Raw genomic sequence first — 22,838 nt, 5'->3', positions numbered from 1 at the left:
GTACACTGCCCGCCTGACCTATAGGGGGCATCGTCGGGAATGATCGTCGGTATCGATCTGGGCACTACGCATTCGCTCGTCGGCACCTATGGGGCGCAGGGCCCGGTGCTATATCCCAACGCCCTTGGCGACTTCCTGACGCCCTCGGTCATCAGCATCGATGACGACGGACACATCATCGTCGGCCAGGCGGCGCGCGACCGCTTGGTCAGTCATCCGGAAGCCAGCGTCGCCACGTTCAAGCGCTGGATGGGCACGCCGCGCGAAACCCGCCTTGGCCAACAGAACTTCCGCCCGGAAGAACTCTCCGCGCTGATTCTCCGCTCGCTGGTCGCCGATGCCGAAGCCGCCACCGGCAAAAAAATCACCGAGGCGGTGATCAGCGTACCGGCGTATTTCTCCGACGCCCAACGCAAGGCGACACGCGCGGCCGGCCAACTCGCCGGCCTTCGCGTCGAGCGACTGATCAACGAGCCCACCGCGGCCGCCCTCGCCTATGGCCTGCAGGAGAAACACGACGGTGCACGCTTCCTGGTGTTCGACCTGGGTGGCGGCACGTTCGACGTATCGGTGCTGGAAATGTTCGATGGCGTGGTTGAGGTCCATGCCAGCGCCGGCGACAACTTCCTCGGCGGCGAGGATTTTCTCGATGTGATGGAAGCGGCGTTCTGCGCCGACGAGAAGATCTCGGTCGGCGCGCTTTCGCCGCAGGAGCACGGTCAGCTGCGACGCCGCCTGGAACTTGCCAAGCGCGAGCTCGGCGCCAATGGCAGCACCGGCATCGAGTGGCGGCTTGGCGATCGCAGCATCGCCTGGCGCATCGACGAGGAGCGTTTCGCCAAACTCAGCGAGAGCCTGGTCCAGCGCATGCGCGCACCTCTTGAGCGTGCCATGCGTGACGCTCGTCTGCAGCCAGCACAGCTCGATGAAATCATCCTGGTGGGCGGCGCCAGCCGCATGCCGCTGGTGGCGCGGCTGGTGTCACGCATGTTCGGTCGGCTGCCGCTGCGCCACGTCAATCCTGACCAGGCCATCGCCTTGGGCGCCTGCGTCGCGGCCGGGCTGAAAGCGCGCGACGAACGGCTGGACGAGGTCATCCTCACCGATGTCTGCCCTTATACGCTCGGCACCAAGGTGTCACGTCGCGATGAAGGCGGCAAGGAGCAGACCGGCTTCTTTGCGCCGATCATCCACCGCAACAGTACGGTGCCGGTGAGCCGCGAAGAAGTGTTCCAGCCGATGCGCGATAACCAGACCAAGCTCACGCTGGAGATCTACCAGGGCGAGAACCCGATGGTGGAGCGCAATATCAAGCTGGGCGAACTGGACATTCCGCTGCCCCCCCATCGCAGCATGGCGGACAACGCGGTGAAGCTTCGCTTCACCTACGACATCAACGGCGTGCTGCAGGTCGAAGCGACCTTGATGGCCAGCCAGCAGCGTTACGAGCTGGTGCTGGAACAGAACCCCGGCCTGCTCGATCCGGCGGATATCCGCGCGCGCCTCGAAGCGCTGGACGGCATCAAGATCCATCCGCGCAGCAAGCAGGAAAACGTCGCCATGATGGCGCGCGCCGAGCGGCTGTATGAGGAATACGTGGTCGCGCGTACGCAACTGCAGCAGTGGATCGCGAACTTCCGCAGCGTGCTGGAAAGCCAGGATGAACACCTGATCCGCGAACACCGTCGCCAGTTCGGCGAGGCACTGGACTCGCTGGAGGCCAGCGTATGAGCTCGCCGCTGGCTTGGTTTGGGCTGGCGGACGATGCAGACGAGCGCGAGATCAAGCGGGCCTACGCCAGGCGTCTGAAGACGACGCGGCCCGATGAAGACCCGGCCGGCTTCCAGCAATTGCACGACATGTATCAGCGCGCGCTGGCCTGGCAGCAGCAACAGCCGTCGGTTGCCCAGCTTGCGGCCGCCACCGATGCGCCAACCCGCGAATCCCTGGCGGCAGGCCAACGCTCGGCGTCGGCGGCGGTCGCCCCGCTGGCAGCGGTAGTGCCACCAGGCGATGCGGATGGCGCCCCCTCGCCTGAGCAAGTCGACCATCCCCCTCTCGCAACGCCCGGCCTGCCCGCAGCAGCACCGCGACCCACGCTGCCCACGCCGCGCGGCGGAGCCTGGCATCCCGTCCAGTTCGACACCCCGGTCGTTGAAGCCGAACTCGAACCGGTACGTTTCGATACCGATCGGTTTGTCGCCGATTTCATCGATGTCGCCGTCGACGGTGGTGCTGAGATCGTGGCGCGATGGCTGCACGGACGCCACGAGTTGTGGTCGCTGCACCTCAAGCACGAGGCAGGCCGCGCCTTGCTGCAGCGGCTCTTTCGCGATCCACCGGCGATCCGTATGAGCAGCTTCGATGCGACCTTGCAGTTCTTCGGCCTCGATCATGCGCTGACCGGGATCGATCCGTTGCAGATGCGGCAATTGCGCCAGGCCATGCAGGAACGCTTTGCGCTGCTGCAGCGCTTCGATTCCAAGATGCATGCATGGGGCGCAAACCGACTCCAACTGGATCTGTCCGCCTTCTTTTCATGGTTCTGCGACCAAGCGCTGGAAGGCGATAGCGAACGCATGGCCGCCGTGCTCCATGCACAACCTGCGCTGCGCTCGCTGGCTGTCCGCCAAAAGGCGGCGTCGCATCTGCTCGATCGCCTGCTGCGCGAATGTCCTCCCATGCCGCAGGATTGCGCCGGCCTGCTGTTGAACTTCTTTGGCCTCGCCGCACTCGCCGCGCAGCGGGGAGAGAACCTCGGCGAACGGGTCGCCCACCTGCATATGAAGTGGCTGATGCTGCCGCGTAACGCCGGCAAGCTGACCCTGCAGGTCAAGCAGCCGCAGGAGCGTTTTGGCGATCCACGCAAGGCGGCCCGTCACCTGCACTGTATGCAACGCCCCTTTCAATGGTGGTGGATCACGCTGGCGGCACTCGTACCCAAGCTCCCCAGCGCACTAGGCCTGTTCGCGTGGCGATTGAGCGGTGGCGTGCCGTCACGCCTGGACGATTTTTTCGATCCGCGCGTGACGCGCTTCTGGATCGCCGCGGCGGACCGCACCCGGCTGGCCATCCCGCGTCTTTTTGTCGGCGCCGTCCGCTGCATCGCACTGTTGCTGGTCGGCGCCGGCCTCCAGCTCTGGCTGCTGCGGTCACCGCCGGCTTCGATGGCAGCCGGTGATACCTGGCTGCCGCTCATGCTCAGCGGCGGCATCACGCTGGGATGGCTTTACTACATCGGATTCAGTGCCCTGCTACTTTGGCAACAACGTCCCGAAGAGCCTGTACAACCGTGCCCGCTGTTGCGCATGGGCCTCCTTCCACTGCTCGTGACGGCCGGGCTGCTGCTCTGCTTGGGCTTCGATCAGCTGATTGCAGGGCAAGCGCTACTGCTTTCCGCGGCGGTACTCGCCAATCTGCGCTATCTGCGTCGGAATCCCCGCCAGAAGCAGCCGAGCAAGTTCACATCGGGGCTCGCGCTGCTCTACATCTTGGGCATCGCGGCCTGGGCAGCGCTGCGCTATCCCGCGCTGTCGGCCATCTTCGCGCTGTCCTATTGGTTGGCCGACCTGATCGGCCAACGCAAGCAGTTGCGCTTTCGCTATCGCGCAGCGGCAAAGGGAACGGACCCGTCTCCCCCGGCGTCTGCGGAAACGAACTGAAAGCGCCGCTATCCGATCCGGCTGCCCAGCGCGAAATATTCAACCTATCGGTTGACAATCGACCGGCGCGGGCGGATATTCAACCCCATGGTTGAATATTCAGCACGCCCGCTTGATAGCGTATTTCAGGCGCTAACCGACCCCACCCGTCGCGCCATGCTGAAAAGCCTGGCCTCCGGCGAGCTCAATATCGGCGAACTGGCGGCACCGTTTGAGATGTCGCTGGCCGCTGCCTCCAAACACGTGAAGGTGCTTGAACGGGCAGGTCTGGTGAAGCGCGTGATCAAGGGCCGCACGCACCTATGCCAGCTCGATCCACGGCCGCTTGCCGCGGCCGATGAGTGGCTGCGTTTCTACGAACAGTTCTGGACGCGCAAGCTCAATGCACTCGATGCCCTGCTCAAGGCCCAGGACCGGACCACGAGCAGGCCCAAACGCAAAGGTAAAACACGATGAACACCTCCACCATGAAGGCGCTTTGCGTCACGCGACGTTTCGATGCCCACGCAGAACGCGTTTTCGATGCCTGGCTCGATCCCACCATGGCAGGGCGCTGGTTGTTCAGCGCCCCGGGCGGCGAGATGGCGAAAGTCGACATGGATGCGCGCGTCGGTGGCCGCTTTATCTTCGTCGACCGCCGCGATGGCGACGACGTCGAGCATGTGGGCGAATACCTCGAGATCGATCGCCCTCGCCGATTGGTGTTCACCTTTGCCGTGCCGAAATACTCCAGCGTTTATACCCAGGTGACGATCGAGCTGGAACGCGATGGCGACGGCTGCCTGCTCACGCTTACCCATGAAGGCGTATTGCCCGATTGGAGCGAGCGTACCAAGGAGGGCTGGGCCATGATCCTGAATCATCTCGCCGATACGCTCTAGCGCGCGGCGGCGAACGATGCGCGCTTGTCGCATGCGGCCGCCACCTGCTATGAAGAGATGGTAGCGCTAACCTAAGTAGGAAGAGTCATGCGACTGCACTGCCCGCCGATGGCACGGATCGTCATACGTACACCTCGAGGCCGCAGGGCGATCGAGCGCGCGAGGCTGCCCTTGGGCTTGGTGCTGGTCCTCGCGGCGCTAGCTTGCGGACCCGTAGCCCATGCATGCACGACGCCGGTTTCCGTCTGCTCGCAGGATGGGCAAGCGAGCTTCGCACTGATCCGGCAAGGCCAGCCGGCGGCCATCCTGGTCGATGCATCGGCCGATCCGGCGGTGCGACATGTCGCGGACAGCTTCGCCGCCGATCTGGAGCGTGTGAGCGGACGGGTGCCGCAGCGCCTCCAGCAAGTTCCATCTGCGAATGGCAACCTGGTCATCATCGGCGAGCTCGGCCACAGCCCGGTCATCGACGAGCTGGTCCGCGCCAGGAAGATCGAGGCGAGCGACCTTGCCGGGCAGTGGGAGGCCTATCGGCAGATCGTCGTCGACCGTCCCTTCCCCAACGTAGCGCGCGCCTTGGTGATCGTTGGCGCCGATCGGCGCGGAGCCGTCTACGGTACCTACGACATCTCTGAAAAGATCGGCGTCTCGCCGTGGTACTGGTTTGCCGATGTACCGGTGCGGCAGCAAGCCAACGTCTTCATCACTGCGGGATCGCGCCGCGATCAGCCCAGGGTGAAATATAGGGGCTTCTTCATCAATGACGAGGACCCAAGCTTCACCGGCTGGGCGAAAAAGCATTTCGGCGGCATCAATGCGCGCATGTACGCGCACGTCTTCGAGCTCGAGCTGCGCCTGAAGGGCAATTTTTTGTGGCCGGCGATGTGGGCGCCCAAGGCGTTCAACGACGACGATCCGCAAAACATGGTGCTCGCCGACGCGATGGGCATCGTCATGGGCACCTCGCATCACGAGGCGATGATGCGTGCGCAGGACGAATGGCACCGTCATACCGATCAGGGCGTCACCGGCGGCCCCTGGAACTACGCGACCAACGGCGCGAACCTGCGCACGTTCTGGCGCGGCGGCATCGAGCGAATGATGTCCAAGGGCGATGGCCACGCCTACGAAAGCGTGGTGACGGTGGGTATGCGCGGCGACGGCGACGAACCGATGACCGAGGGCACCGCCACCCAGCTGCTGCAAACCATCGTCGCGGACCAGCGCAAGATCATCGCCGACGTCACGGGCAAACCCGCGGATCAGACACCGCAGGCCTGGGCGCTCTACAAGGAAGTACAGGATTACTACGACCACGGCATGAAGGTGCCGGACGATGTCACCCTGTTGTTCGCAGACGACAATTGGGGACAGATCCGACGGCTTCCGGCAGCGAACGGCGAACGCAAGGGTGGCTACGGTATCTATTACCACTTCGACTATGTCGGCGGCCCGCGCAACTACAAGTGGATCAATACCAACCAGATCGAGAAGGTCTGGCAACAGATGGATCTCGCTTACGCCAGCGGGGCCCGCACCCTGTGGATCGTCAATGTCGGCGACATCAAGCCGATGGAGTTCCCGCTCAGCTTCTTCATGCAGCAGGCCTGGAACCCCGAGGCGATGACACCGGCTGTGCTCGAGCACTATCCCGAGGCCTGGGCCAGCGCCGCCTTCGGACCGGCGCAGGCGGGCGCGATCGCGCAGCTTGTCACGCGGTACAGCCAGCTGGCGGCGCGACGTAAGCCCGAACTCATCGATGCCGATAGCTTCCGCTTGGGCGCCGGCGTTGGGGACAGGCTCGATGGCGGAGAATTCGGCGCGATGATTACTGAGTGGCAGGCGCTCGAGCGGGACATGCTCAAGGTCAAGGCAACGCTGCCGCAGGAGCAGCGGGATGCGTATTTTCAGCTGGTTGAGCACCCGATCCTCGCGCTCTCCAATCTGTACTAGCTCTACTATGCCGTGGCGTGGAACCGCCGATTGGCGGCGGCAGGCGACCCGCGAGCCAACCTCTTTGCCGACCGGGCGGAAGCCGCTTTCCGCCGCGACCAGGTCATTACCGACGCTTATCACGCACTGGGCGGCGGTAAGTGGGACGGCATGATGGCGCAGACCCATATCGGCTACACCACCTGGCAAGAGCCCAAGCAGCAGGTGATGCCCGAGGTGAGGCGGGTGGCGAGCCGGCAGGCGCCACAACCGATCGAATTCGCGCCTGTTTCGACCAGCGCCGCGACGGTCGCAGAGGGCGATGTCATTGCCATCGAGGCACCGCACTACAGCCGAGCGGTGAACGGCAAAGACCTGACCTGGCATGCCATTCCCCATCTCGGCCGCACCCTCGGCGCCGTGACCGCCTTGCCGCAAGGCCATGCCCCGACCAGCGAGCAGGATGGCGTGCGCCTCGAATACGACGTGGCGCTAAGCAAGCCCGGCGATCTGAGCTTGCAGCTTTATATGGTGCCGACGCTCGATACCACGGGCAGCGGCGCCGTCCGTACCGGCGTCTCCATCGACGACGGTCGCATGCAGGTCGTGACCGATCGGCTGGCACCCGCCGCGAACGGGACGACCACCCAGGAGCAGCGCGACTGGAACCAGGCCGTCGAAGACAATGCGCGTGTCCTGCACGCGCAGTTCCCAGGCGTGACGGCAGGCAGGCATGTGGTCAAGGTGTGGCGTCTCGACGACAACGCGGTGCTGCAGAAGCTGGTCCTGAGCACGGGGCCGATTCCGCCGTCGTATCTCGGTCCGGCGGAACGTGCCGGAGAGGGCTCCGCCTCGACTCACTAGCATCGCCAAAGACGGCGATGTCGCACCCGCCTCACCCTCGGAACCCCCGAAGGGGCTTTGCGGGTCATGGCCCGCAAAGACGTCCATCCCTACATGGTCCCTTTACACCAACCGGAGTACCGTGAGCCTGTCTCCTCGCAGACCATCATAGGCACCGCCATGACTGCGCAAAGGTTCCCGAGATCCATCTCTTTCGTCCTCCCCACCCTGCTCTGGTTGGCCATGGCATCGGCCCACGCGAATGGCGGCGACGCCTCACTGCCAACCATTCCAATCGATCCCCAGACGCCGCCGCCCAAGGTCGTAAGCTTCCACGCCACCCCGGACGTGCCCGCCAGTCGTAACGACGCGTTCAATACGCCGCAGGATGACGGCCGGCCCGGCGAGTATTTCTTCTATCTCGGCGCCCTGGCGAATCAGCGACACGACTTTACGCACGCGATCGCCATGTACGAGATCTCGGCCTCTTGGGCGTATAAGCCCGCCCAGTACAACCTGGGCGTGCTTTATCTCAATGGCCATGGTTCGGAAGTAGATCTGCCGCGCGCGATGGCCTGGTTCGCCCTGTCAGCAGAGCGCGGCGACACGCAATATGTGTATGCGAAGCAGCTGCTATACGCGCATCTGAGCCCAGCGCAGTTTGAACAGGCCAACGAGATCTGGCGCGAGTTGCTGCCCACGTATGGCGACGCGACCGCCCTGGCCCGGGCCAAGGCACGCTGGCGCGAGGTGCTGATGTCCGCCACCGGTTCGCGCGTTGGTTCGGCAGCGCCGCATATGTTGGCGGGCGGCATGGTGGGCCTGGCCGGCCATCATCAACCTGCCAACTATGATGTCGGCAATGGTGGAATCATTGCCACAACGCCCGGTGAAGTCACCGGTGTGCACAACACCGATGGCGCCATCGCCTATGAACAGCTGCGCGCCAGCCGCAATCCCTACGATCCGAAGTTCGAAACGGATCTGCTGTCGGGCACGGTCACCGTAGGCATCCTCACCCCGATCAGGAAACAGGACTTCGATACGCCCTACAAGGACGGCAACAAACCGTCATCGGATTCGCAGAACCCCGAGCACCAGTGAACGAAGTACAGCATCGCCTTTGCTGACGTTGCCGCGCGGCACCCGGGGCTTATTTCGCGCGCGGCCGAAATTCCAGCGGCTGCGCCTCGGCATGCGCCCCCGCCGGTGGCTTGGGACCGCAAGCGCCACACGTGCTGCAACCGTCGCTGCAGTTGCCAGTGGCCTGCTTGGGCTGCAGATACCGACCAAGCGCGCGCTGCCAGGCAGGATGACCTTGTTGGTCGAAGTGAAGCGCCGTCGCTGCCAGCCAGCGATTGGTGAGTTGCGGCGCCAGTTTGCGGAACGTGACCAGCGTGCTGATCAAGACGATCACGCCAATCGCGATGTACTGCGCCAGCAGTCCGGTACTCATGTCAGCAGGCTCGTGATCTGGTAGGTCAGCAGCGAGGCGATGTAGGCAACCACGAACATATAGCTAAACGAGATCGCCACGTTTCGCCATGACTGGGTCTCGCGGCGAATCACCGCCAAGGTGGACATGCACTGCGGTGCAAACGCAAACCACACCAGCAGCGACAGCGCGCTGGCCAGGGAGAAGTTCGCTGCCAGGGCCTGGCCCAAGCCGGCACCGTTCGCCGCATCACCGCCCACGGCGTAGACCGTCGCGAGCGCGGCCACGGCGGTTTCGCGTGCGGCGAACGCCGGAATCAACGACACGCTGATCTGCCAGTTGAAGCCCAGCGGCGCGAAGATGTACTGCAAACCATGGCCGATATAACCGGCGAAGCTGTAGTCGATGGCCGGGCCCGTGGCACCGGCCGGCGCTGATGGGAAGCTGGAAAGGAACCACATCAGCACGGTCAGCCCCAGGATCACCCCGGTGAGGCGCTTGAGGAAGATCGCGCCGCGTTCCCACAAGCCGATCGCCACATCGCGCACCTTGGGCAGGCGGTAGGACGGCAGCTCCATCAGCAACGCATGCTCGCTGCGATCGCGCCGCAGTTTCTTCATCACCCAACCCACGCCCATCGCGCCCAGTACGCCGACGGCATACAGCGCAAACAGCACCAGGCCCTGCATGTTGAAGACGCCAAACACGCGTCGCATGGGAATGAAGGCGCCGATCAGCAACGCATACACCGGCAGGCGCGCCGAACACGTCATCAAGGGTGCCACCAGAATGGTGGCGAGCCGGTCGCGCGGATCGGTAATGCTGCGCGTGCCCATGATGCCGGGGATCGCACAGGCAAAGCTCGAGAGCAGCGGAATGAACGAACGGCCGGTCAGACCCACCGACACCATCAAGCGGTCCAGCAGGAAGGCCGCGCGCGGCAGGTAACCGGATTCCTCCAGCACCAGGATGAAGAAGAACAACACCAGGATCACCGGCAGGAAGCCGAGCACGGTGCCCAGGCCACCGAAGATGCCGTCGACGATCAGGCTCTGCAGCGGCCCGGCCGGCATCCACGTCGTCGCGTGCTGGCCCAGCCAGCTGAAGCCATCGCCGATCAGGTCGGTCATCGGTTTGCCCGCCGCATACACGGCCTGGAATACCAGGAACATCACCACCGACAGGATCGCCAGTCCGAACACCGGATGCAGGGCCCAGCGGTCCAGCGCATCGTCGAGTTCGGCGGTGGCGCGCGGCATGGTTACCGTCGCGGCCAGCAGCTCACGCACCTGCGCATGCAGGTCGGCGCGACTGGCAGCATCGTCCGGCTGCGCCGGTGCGGCCTTCGGAATCGCGCCGTCCACCTGCTCGACCAGCGCCTTCACCCCATCACGTCGCACAGCGATGGTCTCCACCACAGGCATGCCCAGCCGACGCTGCAACTCCGGCACATCGATGACGACGCCGCGGCGACGCGCCGTATCCATCATGTTCAAGGCGAGCACGACCGGTCGGCCCAGGCGCTTCACTTCAAGCACGAAACGCAGATGCAGGCGCAGGTTGGTGGCATCGGCCACGCAGACGATCAGGTCCGGCGCCGCTTCGCCCGGATAGACGCCTTCGCATACGTCACGGGTGATCTGCTCGTCAGGGCTGTTCGCATCGAAGCTGTAGGTGCCGGGAAGATCGAGCAGGTGCAGCACGCGGCCCGACGGGGCGCTGAAGCGCCCTTCCTTGCGCTCGACCGTGACGCCGGCGTAGTTGGCCACCTTCTGGCGGCCACCGGTGAGTTGATTGAACAGCGCGGTCTTGCCGCAGTTGGGATTGCCGACCAGGGCGATGCGCAGCGTGCTGGCACTCATGCCGCCACCTGTGCGTTCACCACCACTCGAGCTGCTTCGCTGCGTCGAAGCGCGAAGCGGGTCGAGCCAATCTGGATCAACAGCGGGTCGGCGCCGAGTGGGCCTATCGCCACCACCCGGACCGGTTCGCCCTCCACGAACCCGAGGTCGCGCAAGCGCTGCGCAATCGGGTCGGAAGCATGAGCATCGTCCACTCGGTCCACCACGGCAGGAGACCCTTTCGGCAGGTCGGACAGGCGCACTGGCTACCACTCAAATAAGAATGGTTCGCATTGTACGGTATTCCGCCGTCGCCTGCAGTGCACCCGCAGCGGAAGTCCCCTGTTTATGATGTCCGTCCTTTCCGGGAGTCCCGCATGACCGCCAACCTCCAGATTGCCGACCAGGCCGGGGTCCGTCGCATCACCCTGAACCGCCCGCAGGTGCATAACGCGTTCGACGACGGGCTCATTGCCGAGCTGACCACGGCCCTGGAAACGGCCGGGGCGGACCCCGCCGTGCGAGCCGTCGTCTTGAGCGGTGAAGGCGCAAGTTTTTCCGCTGGTGCCGACCTCAATTGGATGCGCGGCATGGCCGGCGCCAGCGAAGCGGAAAATCGCCAGGATTCGCTGCGACTGGCGCGCCTGATGCGCAGCCTGCAATACCTGCCCAAGCCGACCATCGCCCGCGTCAACGGCGCCGCCTACGGCGGCGGCGTGGGCCTGGTCGCCTGTTGCGATATCGCCATCGGGGTAGACAGCGCACGCTTCGGCCTGACCGAAGTGAAGCTCGGCCTGGTACCGGCCGTGATCTCGCCCTACGTCATCCACGCGATCGGCCTGCGCCATGCACGTCGGTTGTTCCTCACCGGGGAACTGTTCGACGCAGCCACCGCGCTACAGATCGGGCTGCTGCATCAGTGCGTGCCGGCGGAAAAACTGGACGACGCCGTCCACGCCACGCTGAGCTTGCTGTCCAAGGCAGGCCCGCTGGCCCAGGCCGAGGCCAAGCAGCTGGCCTCGCGCGTGGCCGGTGCCGCCGAAGTCGAAGCGGAACGCCTCGACCAGGAAAACGCCGCACTGATCGCGCGCCTGCGCGTATCGCCCGAGGGACAGGAAGGGCTCGGCGCCTTCCTCGGCAAACGTCTGCCCGCCTGGTGCACAAAGGACTGACGAAGGCCACGGCATACTCGCCGCCGTGCGCTTCACTTAACGCAAGGACCGACCTCATGATCGACCACCTCGGTTTGCAAGTGTCCGGCTTTGAACGCAGCCGCGAGTTCTATCGCAAGGTGCTGGCGCCGCTCGGTGGCGCGCTGGTGATGGAGGTGACGGCAGAGCAGACGGGCGATGGCGACCATGCCGGTTTCGGCGTGAATGGCGTGCCCAACTTCTGGATCGGCACGACATCGAACGGCATGGCGACCGGCCCCGTCCATATCGCCTTCGCGGCGCCCAACCGCGCTGCCGTCGATGATTTTTTCCTGATCGCGCTGGCTGCCGGTGCCAAGGACAACGGTCCGCCGGGATTGCGTCCGCATTATCACGAGCACTACTACGGCGCCTTCGTGCTCGATCCGGACGGCCACAATATCGAAGCGGTGTGCCACTTGCCGCAATGACAGCGGCGCGACAGGAGGCCCGCCCCCCTGCACCCGCAAGCGCGAGTCCTAGGGGCGATACTCCGCAACATCTCCATCGGACGCTACGTCATGACTCACCCGATCATCAATATCGCCGACGTCGAACTGCAGCCGTTCCCACCGGGTCTCGGCCCCACCGGCGATGTCGCCGATCGTTTCGAAGCACGCATGGGTCGTTTCTCTGCCCAGATCGGTGCGCAGAAGCTCGGCTACAACATCACCGCCGTGCCTGCGGGCAAACGCGCGTTCCCCTTCCACTGCCACCGCTTCAACGAAGAAATGTTCTTCGTGCTGGAAGGCGAAGGCGAGGTCCGCATCGGCAGCGAGCGACACCCGATCCGCAGCGGCGACGTCATCGCCTGCCCTCCCGGTGGTCCGGAACACGCCCACCAGATCATCAATACCGGCACGGTCGAACTGCGCTATCTCGCGGTGAGTACCAAGCAGACGCCGGAAATCTGCGAGTACCCGGACACCGGCAAGTACGGCGTGCTGGCGGAATACCCGCCTGCGGCGGACGGTTCGCCGCAGGGATTTCGCGTGGTCAATGTGCCGGGTTCTTCGGTGGATTATTGGGAGGGGGAGTAAGTCGGGCTCATGGCTTTTGCTGAAGGCTCCTCAAAACGGCGGCGCTTTTCTCCCGGTGACTTTCGCTCTGTTGTAGCGCTACCGCGACTTGGCTCGCCTGCCGCGGGCTTCCGAGCCGCTGCCGCGGCCCGGGTCACTTTTCTCTGTTTTGGCCAGAGAAAAGTAACCAAAAGAGAGGCCGCCCCGATGGCGCGCCTTCCGGGCTTTGCCCTCCAGGTGCGCGGGTGGGTTACGGAGGTTTGTCGACAGGGCCTCCTGCCCTGACGACAAACTGGCCGGCGTCCTGCCGGCCACCCTGCGGGCTTTTCCTCCACCCACCCGCCGCGCCATAGGGGCCCGAAGTGCCAAGAGCTAAAAGCTCAAGCAACAGCACAAGAGCCACAAGAGCGATGAGCAGCGCACCGCGCTGCTCGAGCCTTCAGCTCGGGCTTTTGACTTTAGGGGCCCCTGTGCGGCGGTGAGGGTCGGACGATCAGGCCCGCAGGGGGATCGACAGGGATGTCGATCCCTTTTCGTCAGGGCAGGAGCCCTGTCGAAAAGCCCGGCCGACCCTCACGGACTTGCCGAGCTTAAGCTCGGCAAGCGCCAAGCGGGGTGCCTTTCTCCGTTGGTTACTTTCTCTTGGGCAAGCAAGAGAAAGTAACCCGGCCTCCGGCAGGAGGGCGGAAGCCCGCCGCAGGCGAGCCAGATCGCGGTCAAGCTCGGAAAAGCGAAGTCACTGGATGACCAGCTTCGCTGTTGTAAAGCGCCTCCAGCCTTCGCTGGGATGACGAGCGAAAGAAATAAACCCACGCAGGTCTTTCGCGCGCCTCGTCAACATCCACCAAAACTACACATGACCAAACACTCCATCCCCTCTCATGCTGCGCCGCGCATCGGCTACGTCACGCCGATCTGCTACGTTTAGGCACTTCGCACAACCCCGGAAGCCGCATGTTCGAGCGCGTACTGATTGCCAATCGCGGCGAAATCGCCTGTCGGGTGATTCGCACCTGCCGACGCCTGGGCATCCGCACCATCGCCGTGTATTCGGAAGCGGATGCCAACGCGCAACATGTGCGACTGGCGGATGAGGCGTGGCCCATTGGCGGCCCTCGTCCGACGGATTCGTATCTGCGCGGCGACGTGATCCTCGAGGTGGCACGCAAGTCAGGCGCACAGGCGATCCATCCGGGCTACGGCTTTCTGTCCGAGAACACGGCATTTGCGCGCGCCTGCACGGATGCCGGCATTGCCTTTATCGGGCCGCGTCCGGAAAGCATCGATGCGATGGGCTCCAAGGCGGCCGCCAAGGCCTTGATGGAACAACACGATGTGCCACTCGTCCCTGGCTACCACGGTGCCGACCAGTCAGCTGACGTGCTCGCCGAGCAGGCGCGTCACACCGGTTTCCCGCTGATGATCAAGGCGGCGTCGGGTGGCGGCGGCAAGGGCATGCGCATCGTGCGTAGCGAGGCCGAGTTCGTCGACGCGCTCGCGTCCGCCCAGCGCGAGGCGGCCAGTGCGTTCGGCGATACGCGCGTGATTCTTGAGCGCTACGTAGACCATCCCCGCCATATCGAATTCCAGGTGTTCGGCGATACTCACGGCAACGTGATCCACCTCAACGAGCGTGAATGCTCGGCGCAACGTCGCTACCAGAAAGTGCTGGAAGAAACCCCCTCGCCCTTCCTCGACGACGCACGTCGCACCGCGATGGGCACCGCCGCCGTCGCGGCCGCCAGGGCGGTGAACTACGTCGGCGCCGGCACGGTGGAATTCATCGTTGGCCAGGGCGGCGAGTTCTTCTTCATGGAGATGAACACGCGTCTGCAGGTCGAGCACCCGGTGACTGAAGAGACGCTGGGTCTGGACCTGGTCGAATGGCAGCTGCGTGTGGCGTTTGGCGAAGCGTTGCCGTTGTCGCAGGACCAGGTTCGCGCGCACGGCCACGCCATCGAAGTGCGACTATACGCCGAAGATCCCGACCAAAACTTCCTGCCGGGCTCCGGCAAGCTGCAAAAGCTCCGCCTGCCCGCGCCCTCGCGTCATGTGCGCCTCGACGGCGGCGTGATCGAAGGCGACACCGTCACCATCTTCTACGACCCGATGATCGCCAAGCTCATCGTGTGGGACGAGAACCGCCCGCAGGCTTTGCAGCGTCTGCGCGATGCGTTGATGCAGGGCGAGATCGTCGGACCAAAATCGAATATCACCTTCCTCGAACGGTTGGCACGCCACCCAGCCGTAGTCGAAGCTCGCATCGACACCGGCTATCTCGACCGTCATCTCGATGAATTTCTCGCCGGCGATACGGCGCCGGACCAGCGCGCGCTGTTCGCCGCGGCGGTTGCGGCCCTGCTGCATGACGAGTGCGTCGTCATGACGAACGCACGCTATGGCAGCGATCCGTATTCCCCATGGTCGCGCGCCGATGCATGGCGCGTGGGTCATGCCGGCAAACGCATCGTTGCGCTATCGCTGCACGGCCATCGCTACGAGATCGAAGCGCACGGCCACGATGGGGACTATCAACTGCATCACGGCGAAGCGAACGCCGATGTGCGCGGTGCACGCCACGATGGCGAGTACCTGAGTGCCCGCCTTGACGACGAAGCGCTGCGCATGCCGGTACGCGCCGATGGCGCCCGTGTCACCGTGCACGATGCTGCGGGTAACCGTCACAGTTTCGAACGCGCGCCCGCCTTTGCCTGGCAGACCAAGGAAGCCGGCGGCGGCAACCAAATCGCGGCGCCGATGCCTGGCCGTATCGTGCTGGTGAAGGCCGCCCCCGGCGATAGCGTCGTCGAGGGTCAGGAACTGCTGGTGATGGAAGCGATGAAGATGGAGCTGGCATTGAAAGCGCCCCGCGCCGGTACCATCGAAAGCATCAGCGCCGCGCAAGGCGACTTCGTGGAAGCCGACGCGGTGCTGGTTCGGTTTATTGCGGAACCCCATTCCTGATCGCATCGATCAAATAGGCACGTCATGAACACGTCATCAATCTCAACCGACCACGTCCGCATCGTCGAAGTCGGCGCGCGTGATGGCCTGCAGAACGAAAAGACCTTGCTGCCGACCGACGTCAAGATCGCGCTGATCGATCGCCTGTCGGGCACCGGCCTACGGACCATCGAGGCGACCAGCTTCGTCAGCCCCAAGTGGGTGCCGCAGATGGCCGACGCCGCCGAGGTTTACCAGGGTATCCGCAAGGTGCCCGGGGTAAGCTACCCGGTGCTGGTGCCCAACGAGCAGGGCTATGAGCGTGCGCGTGCAAGCGGCGTGACCGAGATTGCCGTATTCACCGCGGCGTCGGAAGCGTTCAACCGCAAGAACATCAACGCCTCGATCGATGAATCGATCGAGCGCTTCACGCCGGTACTGGCACGCGCGAAAGCCGATGGCGTGAAGGTGCGTGGCTATGTTTCTACCGTACTAGGCTGTCCCTACCAGGGCGACGTAGCGATCAGCGATGTCGTGCGCGTGGCGCGCCGCCTGCATGAACTGGGCTGCTACGAAATTTCACTGGGCGATACCATCGGCGTCGGCACGCCGGCGAAAGCGCGTGCCATGCTGCGGGCGGTGGCGCAGGAGGTACCGATGGCTGCATTGGCCGTGCACTTCCACGACACCTACGGCCAGGCGCTGGCCAATATCCTCAACTGCCTCGAAGAAGGCGTGCGCGTCGTCGACAGCTCCGTCTCCGGCACCGGCGGCTGTCCCTATGCCAAGGGTGCCACCGGCAATGTCGCCAGCGAGGACGTGGTCTACATGCTGCACGGCATCGGCATGCACACCGACGTCGACCTGGACATCCTGGTGGCCACCGGCGCATGGCTGGCCGCCCAGCTGCACAAGGAAACCGCCAGCCGGGTGACGCGGGCGCGTACGGCCGGCTAGGCGGTAAGGGGCGACGGTTTCGCACCCCCGCAGCACGCTTTCGTCGCGGCCACCCCGGTTTCGTCGAAAAGGGGCCCCGGGCCGGAACCGGGCTGAGTATGCTCTCGGCCATCCCACCGAAGCCCAAGGTTCCGCCGTGATCAAGAGTGTGCTCTTCGTTGCCCGCCTGGTCCTGGCATGGTTTCTTGCCCTGCTGTTCGCCGCCTTGCTGATCTCCAACAGCCCACCGTTCCGTTACCGGGACACAGGCGGTGCGTTCGTGCTGCTGGTTGCCATCGCCCTGCTGATGGTGGTCACCGGCGCGGTCTCCCACCTGCGCCGCGTGCGGCTTATCGCCGGCCATATCGATAGCGACACCCTGGGCAACCGGCAGCGGCGGCGGGTGGAGATACCGTTCGAAGCCGACGAAGCATTCGACCTGCTCGACGCCGCGATCCGTGAGCTGCCACGCACCGAGGATATCGAGAGCGCCCGCGACAGCCTGCAGGTTCGCGCCAAGGTGCAACGACCGATGCCCTACGGACGTAGCGCACTGGGTCGCCTGGATCCATCCACCTGGTTCGGCCACCTGCGCAACCAGATCTTCGCGACAGTCACCCCTGGCGACGGCACCGGCAGCGTCACCCTGATCTGCGAGCCCGAGGCCGGCGCCTGGAGCGACTGGTTCCGCGTGGACGACGGCACCAACCTGGAAAACGCCGAGGCGATCATCCGCGCCATTACCCGCCGCGTGTCCGAAAAGCGGCGCCAGGAAAAGCTGCGCTCGGCGCAGTCGGAGAGCGAAAAAGAACGCACAGTGGCCCGACTCAACCTGCTGCACGCCCAGGTCGAACCGCACTTTCTCTACAACACCCTTGCCAGCGCGCAATACCTCACCCGCAGCGATCCGGCCCAGGCTGACCAGATGCTCGGCCATCTGATCCACTACCTGCGCCACTCCCTGCCGACCACGGACGACGCGTTGTCGACCCTGGGCGATGAGCTGGAACGCACCCGCGCCTATCTGGAGATCATGAAGCTGCGCATGGGCCCGCGCCTGTCGTTGCAGATCGACGTCCCCGATGCGCTGCGTGCCATCTCGCTGCCGCCGATGATGCTGCAGACGCTGGTGGAGAACGCGATCAAGCACGGGCTGGAACCCAAGCCCGGCGGTGGCACGGTATGGATACTCGCGCGCCATGATGAGGACCGGGTCAGCATCACGATTGCCGACGACGGACGTGGCTTCAGCGATGCCAGCGGCGGTACCGGCATCGGCCTGAAGAACGTACGCGAACGCCTGCGTTTGATCTACGGCAGCGCCGCCTCGCTATCGGTCGTCGGCAACGCGCCGGAAGGCGTGGCCAGCACCATCACGGTGCCGCGACGGATCGCGGCGGCGGGCGACAAGGAGGCTTCGACATGACCACCGCCATCCTAGCCGAGGACGAAGCCCTGCTGCGCGCCGCCCTGCGCGACCTGTTGGCCCATGTATGGCCCGAACTGGACGTGCTGGCCGAATGCGAGGACGGCGCCAGCGCGCTCGAAGCGATCGACGCGCACCGACCCGACGTGGCCTTTCTCGACATCCGCATGCCCGGCCTGAGCGGACTGGAAGTGGCTGCCGCGGCCGCCGAGGCCAGCCCTGGCACGCAAGTTGTCTTCACCACCGCCTACGATCAATACGCCATCGATGCGTTCGAGCGGGGCGCGGTGGACTACCTGCTGAAGCCCATCACCACCGAGCGTCTCGCCGCGACCGTGCAGCGCCTGAAGGCCCGCACGGACAAGCACCCCGCCGATACCGCTGCGCTGGCCGAATTGCTGCGCGAGCTATCCATCGGCAACACGCCCGGTGCGTCGCCGCTGACCTGGATCACCGCCAGCAACGGGCGCGAGACGCGCCTGATCATGGTGGACGACGTAGCCTATTTCCGAGCCGACAACAAATACACCGTGGCCATGACCGCCGAGGGCGAGGCGCTGTTGCGCAAGCCGATCCGCGAGCTGGCCGCCATGCTCGACCCCAGCATGTTCAAGCAGATCCATCGCTCGACCATCGTCAATCTCAAGGCGATCGCGTCGATTGTTCGCGACGACACCGGCAAGGGCACGCTGCGCCTCAAGCAGCGCCCGGAAACCCTGGTGGTGAGCCAACCCTTCATGGCGTTGTTCCGCAACATGTGAGCTTCCTGGCGAAGCCACGCAGCGCCCCGCGCAAGAGGTCCCCATGAACAAGATCATCGTATTGCTCCCCCTGCTGCTGGTCCTCGCCGGATGCGAGCAAGGACGCACGGTCGTGGTCCATTCGATCGTCAACGGCCACGACGTGGTCTATAGCAAGGTCAACGTCACCGGGCCGCTCGCCAGCTTCCGCTGTCTGCGTAGCGAGAGCGGCGAGTGTCACTACACCGTGGTCGCCAATGATTGCGCGCCCGCCAGCGCCGCGTGCGCCGCGCCGCCGCTGCACTTCGCCGTGCGCGAGGGCGAGATGCGCATCAACACCAGCCTACCCGCCGGCTTCCAGAGCTGCGTCAACTCCACGCCGGCACCCGACGACGATTGCAGGCAGCTGATGGCAGACGCCGGGCGCGCATCACGCTGACCCGCTGACCCGCCGGCTCGCCGCCGCAGGCCACACCTCGCTAGAATCGGACTTCGGATTCGTGGGGACTGGCGATGCGGTGGAATCGATGCGAAGGTTGGATCGGCGCGCTCCTGGCCACGCTGCTGCTGGGTGGCTCGAGCGCCATGGCCGCGACGCCCCACGCCGACATCCTGCTGCTGCCTGATCGCGTCTGGACGGCAGACGGCGACACCGCACACAGCGGCTGGGCCGTACTGGTGCATGAGGGCGCCATCGCGGCGGTCGGCCCCGTCGACACGATCAAAGCCCCATCCTACGCGCAACGCATCACCCTGGCCGGGACCACCTTGACGCCGGGCCTGATCGACCTGCACTCGCACGTCTTCCTGCATCCGTACAACGAAACCCTGTGGAACGACCAGGTGCTCAAGGAGCCGCAGGACTACCGCACGCTGGAAGCCGCGACACATGCGCGCGCCACCCTGATGGCCGGCTTCACCAGCTTGCGCGACCTCGGGACGGAAGGTGCCGGCTTTGCCGATGTCTCGCTCAAGCGCGCTATCGATGAGGGCATGATTCCCGGCCCGCGCCTGTTCGTGGCGACACGCGCCATCGTGGCCACCGCCAGCTACGGCCCGGGCCCACGCGGCTTCCGGCCCGATATGGATCTACCCAGTGGCGCGCAGGAGATCAGCGGCGTCGACGAAGCCATTCGCGCCACCCGCGAACAGGCCGGACGCGGCGCGGACTGGATCAAGCTGTACGCCGACTATCGTGTCGGTGCGGACGGCAGCACGCAACCCACCTTGTCGCTGGCCGAAATGAAGGCCATCGTCGACACCGCGCATCTCTCGGGACGCCCGGTAGCCGCACATGCGTCCAGTGACGCCGGTGTGCGCCTCGCGGTCGAAGCGGGCGTGGACAGCATCGAACACGGCTACGGCGCCAGCGAAGCCACGTTCCGCCTGCTCAAGCAGCACCATGTGGCCTACGAGCCCACGCTGACGGCGGTCGAGTCGACGGCGCAGTATTTCGAACATTACGTGCCCGGCCAAAGCGAGCCCACGCCACGCATGCGTGAATCCGAGCGCGCCTTCCGCGCCGCGCTCAAGCTCGGCGTGACCATCGGCAACGGCAGCGACGTCGGCGTGTTCACCCATGGCGAGAACTGGCGCGAGCCTGCCGCGATGGTGCGCGACGGCATGACCCCGCCCCAGGCGCTGCACGCGGCCACCGATGTGGCGGCGCGCATCCTGCGCCAGCAGGACCGCTTCGGTCGCATCGCGCCCGGCCTGCGCGCCGACCTGGTGGCGTTCAACGGCGATCCGAGCACGCATATTGATGATCTCCGACAGGCCGTCTTCGTGATGAAGGACGGCACCATCTACCGCACCCCAACAGCGACGCCATGACCGACTTTCTGATCCGTCCCATCGAAGCCTGCGACAACCCCGCCGTCGCCAACATCATCCGCACCGTCATGCCCGAGTTCGGCGCCGACGGTCCGGGCTTTGCCATCCATGACGCTGAAGTGGATGGCATGCACGAAGCCTATGCTCGACCGCGTAGCGCGTACTTCGTGGTCGAGCGCCACGGCGTGGTGATTGGTGGCGGCGGCATCGCCCCCTTGGAGGGAGGCGATGCGGGCGTCTGTGAACTGCGCAAGATGTACTTCCTGCCAGAAGCCCGTGGCATCGGTGCGGGCAGCGCCATGATGCTGCGCTGCCTCGATACGGCGCGCACACATGGCTTCCAGCGCTGTTACCTGGAAACCCTGAGCGGCATGGATGCCGCCCAAAGCTTGTATCGTCGACATGGATTCACCCGGCTGGACGCGCCCATGGGCGGCACGGGCCACTTCAGCTGCGACAAATTCTTTATCCGCGAACTGTGAGGCCTCGCCATGGGCAGCCACGATCCACGCGTCGATAGCTATCTCGCCAAATCGGCGCCGTTCGCCCAGCCGATACTCGAACACCTCCGTGCGCTGGTACACGCCAGTTGTCCCGAGGTGGAAGAAGGCATCAAATGGGGCATGCCGTTCTTTCTCTACCGCGGCTCGCCCATGTGTCACATGGCGGCGTTCAAGCAGCACGCTGCCTTGGGGTTCTGGCGCCACAAGGATGTCGTTGGCGACGCGGCCGACGCTCATGACGAAGGCATGGGTCAATTCGGCAAGCTCACGACGCTGAAAGACTTGCCGCCAAAGAAGGAACTCGTGGCCATGATCAAGCAGGCGATGGTGCGGATCGATACCGGCACAGCGCCCAAGCGTCCCAAGAGCGCACCCAAGCCACCACCGGTCATGCCAGACGACGTTGCCGCCCTGCTCGCACAGAAGAAGCACGTGGCGGCGCGCAAAGCCTACGAAAGTTTTCCACCCGGCGCCCAGCGCGAATATGTGGAATGGATCGGTGAGGCCAAGACCGAGGCCACGCGGCAGAAGCGCATCGCGACAACACTGGAATGGTTGGCCGAAGGCAAGCGCCGCAACTGGAAGTACGAGTCATGCTGAGAGCGCCCGCGCTCCGCTTTGAAGTTGACGACCCTGCTTCAGCGGACGTTATCCCGCTCATCCACGAACTGGACGGCTATCTGGCCGAGCTGTATCCCACCGGCAACATCCAGCCGGTGTCGGTGGAGGCACTCAAACAGCCCAATGTCACGTTTCTCACCGCTCGCGTCGACGGTAGACCCGTCGCCTGTGGTGCCTGCATTTGGCACGCGGACTACGTCGAGGTGAAACGCATGTACGTATTGCCAGCATGCCGCGGCTTGGGCCTGGGCAAGCAACTGCTGGAAGCGCTGGAGCAGCAAGTAGCGCAGGCCGGCGGCAAGCTGATTCGGCTCGAGACCGGCACGGCCCAGGCCGAGGCGCTGGAACTTTACGGGCGCGCTGGTTACCGCCGCTGCGCGCCCTTTGGCGAACATCGTGCCAACCCCCTAAGCATTTGCATGGAGAGATTCCTCGCATGATTCGTATCGCCCACGCCGACGATGCGGCCGCCATCCACGAGATCTATACGCCCTCGGTCCTCGCCGGCGTGGCCACCTTCGAAACCGAATTGCCCGGCGTCGAGGCCATGCGCGAACGCATCCTCGGCCGGCTCACGCAGTACCCGTGGCTGGCATGGGAAGAACACGGCCGCGTGCTCGCCTATGCCTACGCCAGCCGCTTTCGCGAGCGCGCCGCCTACGACTGGATCGCCGAGACGTCCATCTACGTGCACGCCGACGCCCGTCGCCGCGGCATCGCCCGCCGGCTCTATGGCGTGCTGCTCGATTCGATGCGCCTGCAGGGGCTGAACCAGGCGGTTGGCGTGATCACGCTGCCCGGCGAAGTCAGCGTCGCCATGCATGAGGCCATGGGCTTCATCCCGGCCGGTGTGTGGCGGAGCTCCGGCTACAAGCTGGGCCAATGGTGGGACGTGGGGGTGTGGCAGAAGGAACTGCAGCCACCGGAGAACCCGCCCCGCCCCATCCAACCATTCGCCAGCCTGTACGACGACCCAGCGCTGCGGGCCCTGCTGCGGGTCGGTTAAACTTGGGGACTGGACACTAAGCGGACA

21 protein-coding genes and 1 pseudogene are annotated in these 22,838 nt (G+C 64.9%); 19 read left to right on the top strand and 3 right to left on the bottom strand.

The window, feature by feature from the left end; genetic code table 11:
* Positions 1 to 39 precede the first annotated feature (39 nt).
* From ACT01B_RS06090 to ACT01B_RS06065, 6 genes and pseudogenes are all read left to right on the top strand, one after another.
* Positions 40 to 1,731, top strand: coding sequence for an Hsp70 family protein (locus tag ACT01B_RS06090; protein ID WP_445146481.1), 1,692 nt, complete (start codon positions 40 to 42; stop codon positions 1,729 to 1,731).
* A complete protein-coding gene (locus tag ACT01B_RS06085) occupies positions 1,728 to 3,662 on the top strand; it encodes a hypothetical protein (RefSeq protein WP_445146480.1) in 1,935 nt (644 codons plus the stop codon). Before ACT01B_RS06090 ends, ACT01B_RS06085 begins: the two co-directional genes overlap by 4 nt.
* Before the next feature lie 87 nt (positions 3,663 to 3,749).
* The gene (locus ACT01B_RS06080) at positions 3,750 to 4,118 is read left to right on the top strand and encodes an ArsR/SmtB family transcription factor (protein WP_445146479.1); all 369 of its coding nucleotides are present in this window, start codon (positions 3,750 to 3,752) and stop codon (positions 4,116 to 4,118) included.
* Positions 4,115 to 4,543 carry an SRPBCC family protein gene (locus ACT01B_RS06075; RefSeq protein WP_445146478.1) on the top strand — a complete coding sequence of 143 codons (429 nt, stop codon included), beginning with the start codon at positions 4,115 to 4,117 and terminating at the stop codon, positions 4,541 to 4,543. Before ACT01B_RS06080 ends, ACT01B_RS06075 begins: the two co-directional genes overlap by 4 nt.
* A 108-nt stretch (positions 4,544 to 4,651) precedes the next feature.
* A pseudogene (locus tag ACT01B_RS06070) lies at positions 4,652 to 7,339 on the top strand (glycosyl hydrolase 115 family protein).
* A 222-nt stretch (positions 7,340 to 7,561) separates the two neighbouring features.
* Positions 7,562 to 8,422, top strand: coding sequence for a tetratricopeptide repeat protein (locus tag ACT01B_RS06065; protein ID WP_445146477.1), 861 nt, complete (start codon positions 7,562 to 7,564; stop codon positions 8,420 to 8,422).
* Positions 8,423 to 8,471: 49 nt separating this feature from the next.
* Here the strand turns inward: ACT01B_RS06065 and ACT01B_RS06060 are convergent, their stop codons facing one another.
* The 3 genes from ACT01B_RS06060 to ACT01B_RS06050 are packed head-to-tail and all read right to left on the bottom strand — an operon-like array spanning position 8,472 to position 10,857.
* Complete coding sequence (locus tag ACT01B_RS06060; protein WP_445146476.1) at positions 8,472 to 8,774, bottom strand: DUF6587 family protein; 303 nt, start codon at positions 8,772 to 8,774, stop codon at positions 8,472 to 8,474.
* Positions 8,771 to 10,615, bottom strand: coding sequence for a ferrous iron transporter B (gene feoB, locus ACT01B_RS06055; RefSeq protein WP_445146475.1), 1,845 nt, complete (start codon positions 10,613 to 10,615; stop codon positions 8,771 to 8,773). The genes ACT01B_RS06060 and feoB overlap by 4 nt, the downstream gene beginning before the upstream one ends.
* A complete protein-coding gene (locus ACT01B_RS06050) occupies positions 10,612 to 10,857 on the bottom strand; it encodes a FeoA family protein (RefSeq protein ID WP_445146474.1) in 246 nt (81 codons plus the stop codon). The genes feoB and ACT01B_RS06050 overlap by 4 nt, the downstream gene beginning before the upstream one ends.
* A gap of 114 nt (positions 10,858 to 10,971) precedes the next feature.
* Between ACT01B_RS06050 and ACT01B_RS06045 the strand changes: the two genes are divergently transcribed.
* The 13 genes from ACT01B_RS06045 (at position 10,972) to ACT01B_RS05985 (ending at position 22,811) form a co-directional block, all read left to right on the top strand.
* Positions 10,972 to 11,766, top strand: a complete 795-nt coding sequence (locus ACT01B_RS06045; RefSeq protein ID WP_445146473.1) for an enoyl-CoA hydratase/isomerase family protein — start codon at positions 10,972 to 10,974, stop codon at positions 11,764 to 11,766.
* Between the two features lie 56 nt (positions 11,767 to 11,822).
* Entirely contained in the window at positions 11,823 to 12,215 is a 393-nt protein-coding gene (locus ACT01B_RS06040; RefSeq protein WP_445146472.1) for a VOC family protein, read from the top strand.
* Positions 12,216 to 12,305: 90 nt separating this feature from the next.
* Positions 12,306 to 12,824: a cupin domain-containing protein gene (locus tag ACT01B_RS06035; RefSeq protein WP_445146471.1), complete on the top strand. Its 519-nt coding sequence runs from the start codon at positions 12,306 to 12,308 to the stop codon at positions 12,822 to 12,824.
* Between the two features lie 933 nt (positions 12,825 to 13,757).
* On the top strand, positions 13,758 to 15,767 hold the full coding sequence (locus ACT01B_RS06030; RefSeq protein WP_445146470.1) for an acetyl/propionyl/methylcrotonyl-CoA carboxylase subunit alpha: 2,010 nt from the start codon (positions 13,758 to 13,760) through the stop codon (positions 15,765 to 15,767).
* A 24-nt stretch (positions 15,768 to 15,791) separates the two neighbouring features.
* Positions 15,792 to 16,703 carry a hydroxymethylglutaryl-CoA lyase gene (locus ACT01B_RS06025; RefSeq protein WP_445146469.1) on the top strand — a complete coding sequence of 304 codons (912 nt, stop codon included), beginning with the start codon at positions 15,792 to 15,794 and terminating at the stop codon, positions 16,701 to 16,703.
* Between the two features lie 136 nt (positions 16,704 to 16,839).
* Complete coding sequence (locus ACT01B_RS06020; RefSeq protein ID WP_445146468.1) at positions 16,840 to 18,108, top strand: sensor histidine kinase; 1,269 nt, start codon at positions 16,840 to 16,842, stop codon at positions 18,106 to 18,108.
* Positions 18,105 to 18,869: a LytR/AlgR family response regulator transcription factor gene (locus ACT01B_RS06015; RefSeq protein ID WP_445146467.1), complete on the top strand. Its 765-nt coding sequence runs from the start codon at positions 18,105 to 18,107 to the stop codon at positions 18,867 to 18,869. The genes ACT01B_RS06020 and ACT01B_RS06015 overlap by 4 nt, the downstream gene beginning before the upstream one ends.
* Positions 18,870 to 18,912: 43 nt before the next feature.
* Positions 18,913 to 19,287: a hypothetical protein gene (locus ACT01B_RS06010; RefSeq protein WP_445146466.1), complete on the top strand. Its 375-nt coding sequence runs from the start codon at positions 18,913 to 18,915 to the stop codon at positions 19,285 to 19,287.
* A gap of 146 nt (positions 19,288 to 19,433) precedes the next feature.
* Positions 19,434 to 20,681 (top strand): amidohydrolase family protein, encoded by a 1,248-nt coding sequence (locus tag ACT01B_RS06005; RefSeq protein WP_445147436.1) that lies wholly within the window; start codon positions 19,434 to 19,436, stop codon positions 20,679 to 20,681.
* Positions 20,678 to 21,163, top strand: coding sequence for a GNAT family N-acetyltransferase (locus ACT01B_RS06000; RefSeq protein ID WP_445146465.1), 486 nt, complete (start codon positions 20,678 to 20,680; stop codon positions 21,161 to 21,163). Before ACT01B_RS06005 ends, ACT01B_RS06000 begins: the two co-directional genes overlap by 4 nt.
* A 9-nt stretch (positions 21,164 to 21,172) precedes the next feature.
* A complete protein-coding gene (locus tag ACT01B_RS05995; RefSeq protein WP_445146464.1) occupies positions 21,173 to 21,784 on the top strand; it encodes a YdeI/OmpD-associated family protein in 612 nt (203 codons plus the stop codon).
* A complete protein-coding gene (locus tag ACT01B_RS05990) occupies positions 21,778 to 22,245 on the top strand; it encodes a GNAT family N-acetyltransferase (protein WP_445146463.1) in 468 nt (155 codons plus the stop codon). The genes ACT01B_RS05995 and ACT01B_RS05990 overlap by 7 nt, the downstream gene beginning before the upstream one ends.
* Entirely contained in the window at positions 22,242 to 22,811 is a 570-nt protein-coding gene (locus ACT01B_RS05985; protein ID WP_445146462.1) for a GNAT family N-acetyltransferase, read from the top strand. The genes ACT01B_RS05990 and ACT01B_RS05985 overlap by 4 nt, the downstream gene beginning before the upstream one ends.
* Positions 22,812 to 22,838 lie beyond the last annotated feature (27 nt).

This window comes from Dyella sp. Tek66A03 (assembly GCF_052567735.1).
This window is presented reverse-complemented; position numbering and strand designations above follow the sequence as displayed.